This window comes from Mucilaginibacter sp., assembly GCF_039207105.1.
Classification (GTDB): Bacteria; Bacteroidota; Bacteroidia; order Sphingobacteriales; family Sphingobacteriaceae; genus Mucilaginibacter.
On record NZ_JBCECK010000243.1, the window covers coordinates 1 to 5,244 of the forward strand.

General features: G+C 40.4%; 6 protein-coding genes. 1 reads left to right on the forward strand and 5 read right to left on the reverse strand.

Annotation, left to right across the window (positions count from 1 at the left end):
* The 5 genes from tig to AAGC65_RS24750 form a co-directional block, all read right to left on the reverse strand.
* The coding region (gene tig / locus AAGC65_RS24730; RefSeq protein WP_343115138.1) for a trigger factor at window positions 1-1,259 on the reverse strand (1,259 nt) is incomplete at its 3' end.
* Between the two features lie 96 nt (window positions 1,260-1,355).
* A complete protein-coding gene (locus tag AAGC65_RS24735; RefSeq protein WP_343115139.1) occupies window positions 1,356-2,342 on the reverse strand; it encodes a c-type cytochrome in 987 nt (328 codons plus the stop codon).
* Window positions 2,343-2,393: 51 nt separating this feature from the next.
* Window positions 2,394-3,116, reverse strand: coding sequence for a head GIN domain-containing protein (locus AAGC65_RS24740; RefSeq protein ID WP_343115140.1), 723 nt, complete (start codon window positions 3,114-3,116; stop codon window positions 2,394-2,396).
* 118 nt (window positions 3,117-3,234) lie between these two features.
* Window positions 3,235-3,846 (reverse strand): GIN domain-containing protein, encoded by a 612-nt coding sequence (locus AAGC65_RS24745; protein ID WP_343115141.1) that lies wholly within the window; start codon window positions 3,844-3,846, stop codon window positions 3,235-3,237.
* A 210-nt stretch (window positions 3,847-4,056) separates the two neighbouring features.
* On the reverse strand, window positions 4,057-4,356 hold the full coding sequence (locus tag AAGC65_RS24750) for a transcriptional repressor (RefSeq protein ID WP_343115142.1): 300 nt from the start codon (window positions 4,354-4,356) through the stop codon (window positions 4,057-4,059).
* Between the two features lie 104 nt (window positions 4,357-4,460).
* On the opposite strand from AAGC65_RS24750, the gene AAGC65_RS24755 reads away from it, so the two are divergent.
* On the forward strand, window positions 4,461-5,244 hold a 784-nt coding region (locus tag AAGC65_RS24755; protein ID WP_343115143.1), incomplete at its 3' end, for an AraC family transcriptional regulator.

Genomic DNA, 5,244 nt, shown 5'->3' on the forward strand with positions numbered 1-5,244 from the left:
TTTACTTCTTCAAATATTTTGTTAGCATTCTCTTTGTTTTGCAGGTATTGTACAGTGTACTGGCCTAATTGCTCATCAGGGATAGGCTGCGGGCTGTACATTCTGAACTGCTGATCTAAACGTACTTTAGCCAGTTCAAAAACTTCGTCGTACTTGATTTCGATTTTGTTGTCTTTAATGATCTTGTTTTCGATCAAAGTCCATTTCAGGTTTGTAGCGAAATCATTGTAACCGCCTTCCAGCTCTTCTTCTGTCAGTTTTTCGTTAGTGGCTTTTAACCAGCGTTTCAAAAACTCATCAGGCAGGTTAAAATCAACCTTGGCAACACTAATTTTGTAAATATCGTCCTGTAATTTACGCTCCGAATCCTGAACCATCATGGTTTCCAGCTCTTCGGTAATTTTAGCTGTAAATTCAGTTTCGGTAGTTACTACACCTTCACCAAATAATTTGTCAAAGAACTCCTGGTTTAAATCACTTTCTTCTAAACGGTTAACATTTTTAACAGTTAACTGGAAGTTTGATTTTAAATCAGCTGCTTCGTCTTCTTCAATTTTTAATAAACCGGCAACTTTTGGTGCGTCGTTATCAAAAGCTTTCTGAATATCAAACGTTAATACATCACCTTTTTTAAGACCGATCAGGGAAGCTTTAATAGCTTCGTCTTTAATTTGATCTAACCTTACAGATGCAGTATTGGTAATGCCACCCTCAAAAACAGAACCATCCGGAGAAAGTTGAGCTAATTCAGCATAAAGCACGTCGTCATCTGCCGATACGTCAGGATTTGTCATTTTGCCATAGCTGCGACGGATGTTTTTAGTACGTGAAGCAAGCGTTTCGTCATCAACTTTGATTACATATTGGGTTACTTTATCTGTTGATGAAAAGCCGATCTCAAACTCAGGTGCTAAACCTAACTCGTAGTTAAACTCAAAGTTATCGTTGAAATCCCAGTTGTATTCTTTATCCTCATCAACTTTTGGCAATGGCTGGCCTAAAACCTGCAACTGTTGCTCGTCAATGTATTTATTTAAAGTATCTGATAATAAGTTATTGATCTCGTCAACCAAAATACTTTTACCGTACATTTTCTTTATATGTGATGCCGGTACCATTCCGGGACGAAAGCCTGGCAGTTTTGCTTTTTTAGCATTTTCTTTTATGGCTTTATCAACACGTGGCTGGTAATCTTCACGATCAATGTTGATTTTAACAACTGCGTTCAGGGCGTCTACTTTTTCCTGTGTAATATTCATCTTTTTACCTGGTATTTTAATTTAATCTATCGAAGCGCAGCTCAAAAACCAGTTCGGGCTATACAAATTTCGAGGCGCAAAAGTACGAATTTATTTTTAATCATGCGTTTCTGCAGCGGTAAATTTAACAACAGAATTTTTTACCGGCTTCATAGTTTTTATGTACGCGTAAATGGCTTCCAGGTCGCCGGTTTTCATGCCGCTGTACTGGTACCAGGGCATAATTGACTGAAATTCACCTGGCTTTACATCCACCTTTTTGCTTGTATCCGAATATTGTTTAAACCTGGCAACAAATTGCTCTTTTGTCCAACCGCCTATGCCTGTTGTTTTATCGGTAGTAATATTGGCCGACCGTGTTATGCCCGAGCCTGGTATCTTAAACTCGCGGCCACCTGCAAATTCCAAACCGGGAATTATTTTACCCTGATCAACCTGGCTATGGCAATCTTTACATGCGGCAATGGTTGTCATATATTCCCCGTATTTAAGTGTATCATGCTCGTTTGGTATAGTACCTAAAGTGGCTTTTTTAGGCATGGTGTGTACCAATATGTTTAAAGGAAAGTTGAGCTTACTTGGGGCATAATTTGTTTGCTGAGGCTTAACTGTACGCAGGTAGGCAATAATGGAGTATACATCTTCCCTGCTCATTTTGGAGTACGACTCCCAGGGCATGAGCGGAAAAATGGCCGAGCCATCTTTTTTAACACCCGTGGTAATAGTCCTGAACAGTTCGCCGTCTGTCCAGCCGCTTAAATGGTAGGGCGTAATATTAGGCACGTTAACATCGCCGGGAAAACCAACATTGCTATCAAATTTTTCGCCACCTGCACCTAACGAACCTTCTTTCGTGGGGCCTGCAAATTTACTCCAGTCGCGGCCCGAATGGCAATCCATACAAAGCGATACATTGTTGGCTAAATACCTGCCACGTTCTACACGCTGCGGGGTAAGGGCTATTTTTATAGTTTCTGGCTGGCCTACATTGGGTAAAGCCAACGTGACATAGGATATGCCGGCTATTACAACTAAAATGAGTACAACAACTATATAGGCTGTATATTTTAAAACTTTTTTCACGGGGTTAGGGGTATTAATAAGTATTAATATTTTGTATAGAACGCAGGCGGGTTAATCAACCTTGGTCAGTTTAGACGCGCCCATTTTATCGTTATTCACAGTAGAAGGCGAACCTTTATATTCAATTTCGGACGCGCCTTTGGAGTGTACGTTCAAAGTTTTCAATACATTGATTTTGCATTTACCTACCCCAGCTGTGTTTAAAGTGTACTCGCCAACCACAAAATCAAACGCGTTTATCTTGGCCACCCCGCTTGATTCTACCTTGTGCGATGCCGCCTGTCCTTTTAAATTAAGCTCGCTTACACCGCTACCATCGGTAACCACATTGGCCGCGTTCATATCCAGGTTAACCCGGGTAGCGCCCGCGAGGTGCATATTCAGATCGCCCAGGATCAGTTTGCCATCTGACGACACCTCTACTGCCCCCGATGCCCTGAGCTCATTCAGGTTATGTACGCCTACGCTAACAACCATGCTATCCGCATCGCAAGTACTCTTTTTTGATTTAATAAGCAGTTTATCACCTTCAACCGAAGTTGTTATGTATTTGAGCAAATTATCATCGCCGGTTACGTTTACAGCCAATGAACTATCCTGTTTTAGATGAATTTTGAACCCGCCCGATATTTCGATCTTTTTAAATTCGGTAACCTTACGTTGCTCTGTGATCACTTTACCCGAGCCATGAACGCAGGAAAACTTACATGACGACCATATACTTACGGATGCGCATGCAACTAACACAGCAATGGCTAAACTTGCTTTTCTCATAATCAATTTTTCTTAGTGAAGGTGTTTATTGGTTTGATGTAACATCAAAAATAAAAAAAGCTATCACAATGTGCGATAGCCTTTTAGAATATATGTTGAACTTTTGCAAAAGTTGAATTTATAAACCGGCAAATTCGTTAGCGGTTTCTGTTTTTACGGCATCATCAGTTAAGGTATCAGTGAAGTTAACTGCTGCAAAGTTGTTGTTATTTACACTGGCCGATAACGCGTGGTTTAAGCTATACTCTGTTGTAGTACCGGCCAGGTCAATTTTGGCACGATCATTCACGTTAACATTAGCTTTAAAGGCATCTACATTTAACTTAGCGGTAGCGTTGTTGTGCAGGTTAACTTCCAGCTCAACGGCAGATAGTTTACCAAATGATTTTACCTGAGCATTATCATACGCGCTTATGGCACGCAGGTCGTTAGCAGTTACCCAAACAACTAATTTTTCGGGTTTATATGATGTAATGCGTAACACTCCATTTTGATTTTGCACCAAAGCGGTTTCTGCATAATAGCGGTTATAAACCTTTACCTGATCGGCTGTACCGGCAGAAACATACAGTTCAACATTGCCGCGAATCTCAATCTTATTGATCTTGCTCATATCAGCCAAAACTGTTGAGCCGCTGTTGTAATTATTTATTGTTTTTGCTGAAGTAAAGCTTGCTATTCCACCTACTAAAACCAATGTAGTAATGATGGTAAAAAATTTTGTTTTCATGTTATTAATATTTTGATTGTCAAATAATTGTATTCCCTATTTTTTAAATACACCTATATGACGTGTACATTTTTAAAACGTTACACCTGTTTTGCTTCAATTAGATGTACACCAGTATTTTATCGGCGAACTGCCAGATTACGTCGGTGAACAGCGAAAGTTTTTTTAGAGAAAAACAGCACTGACAATAAAATATTAATTACATAAGCATCAGTTGATGATTTGCTTGTTGGGTTTGTAAAATACCTGGTTATGACCAACAATGATTTTACTCACAAAGCCATGAGCCGTAAGCCATTGCAGCACCTGGTATATACTGCTTACACTCACCTTCATACCGTTAAAGCGCATATTGCGTGCAATGGTGTCAATATCAGCATTGTCGGTAAGCATTAAAATGTGGGTTATGATATGTTTCTTTTTGGCAGATAAGGTATAGTTGCTGTTATCGCAGTATTGAACAAACTGGGCAGGTAGCTGGGGGATGGTGATGATGTTGTAATGTGTCATGGCATTTAACCGGATAAAACATTAGGGTTTTACTGCTGCAAGTATAAAATGACAAACCCCTGCCTTTGTTGTAATTTAAGGTGATAAACTTGTAAATTTACAATATGAAAAAAAGGCAATTTTCACCGCTCCTGATACGCACTTTTGATCTGGATGGCACACCTGCGCCTCAGCACAGCCACACTTATTATGAAATATTGTATGTACACAGGGGCGCAGGTGTCCATTTTTTAAACAACAACCAGTTTGCCTACAAAGCTGGCGACCTTTTTTTAATATGCCCTGAAGATGAGCACCACCTGGAAGAGAAGAAACAAACGCGGGTTACCCTCATCAAATTTACTGACCAGTTTTTTAGTCCCGATTACCAAACGCTGCCCCGCGCACGCATAAGCCTGAACCCTTTGGGCATGATGCGGCATAAACTGTTTAAAGAGTTTAAGCTTACTTTTCCGGAACCCTGCAAAACCATTTTACGCAATATCATTGAAAACATCATGAATTGCGATCAGCCAACTGATATCGCTGCTTCGCCATTTATTTATTACCAGATACTGTCTGTCTTTGCCTTGATAAAACAGGTAATAACCGATCTGGATACCAAACTGAGCACCAGCCCGCCGGGCAAGGAAGAGCTAATATCATATATACACCAGCATATTTATTCGCCCGAGAAAACACAGGTTAAAAATGTGGCGGCCCACTTTAATATAGCGCCAAGTTATTTTAGCGCGTGGTTTAAGCGGAATTTTGAGATCAGCTACCGAGACTACATCAATGGCTACCGCACCAAGCTTATTGAAATACGCCTGGCCACTAACAAACTGCCGCTAAGGCAAATTGCCGCCGAGTTTGGTTTTACCGATGTGAGCCACCTATCCAATTATT

Excerpts from the sequence above, each read along its gene's own strand:
- AAGC65_RS24740 (WP_343115140.1), bottom strand. The coding sequence starts at position 3,116 with ATGAGAAAAGCAAGTTTAGCCATTGCTGTGTTAGTTGCATGCGCATCC.
- AAGC65_RS24745 (WP_343115141.1), bottom strand. The coding sequence starts at position 3,846 with ATGAAAACAAAATTTTTTACCATCATTACTACATTGGTTTTAGTAGGT.
- AAGC65_RS24750 (WP_343115142.1), bottom strand. The coding sequence starts at position 4,356 with ATGACACATTACAACATCATCACCATCCCCCAGCTACCTGCCCAGTTT.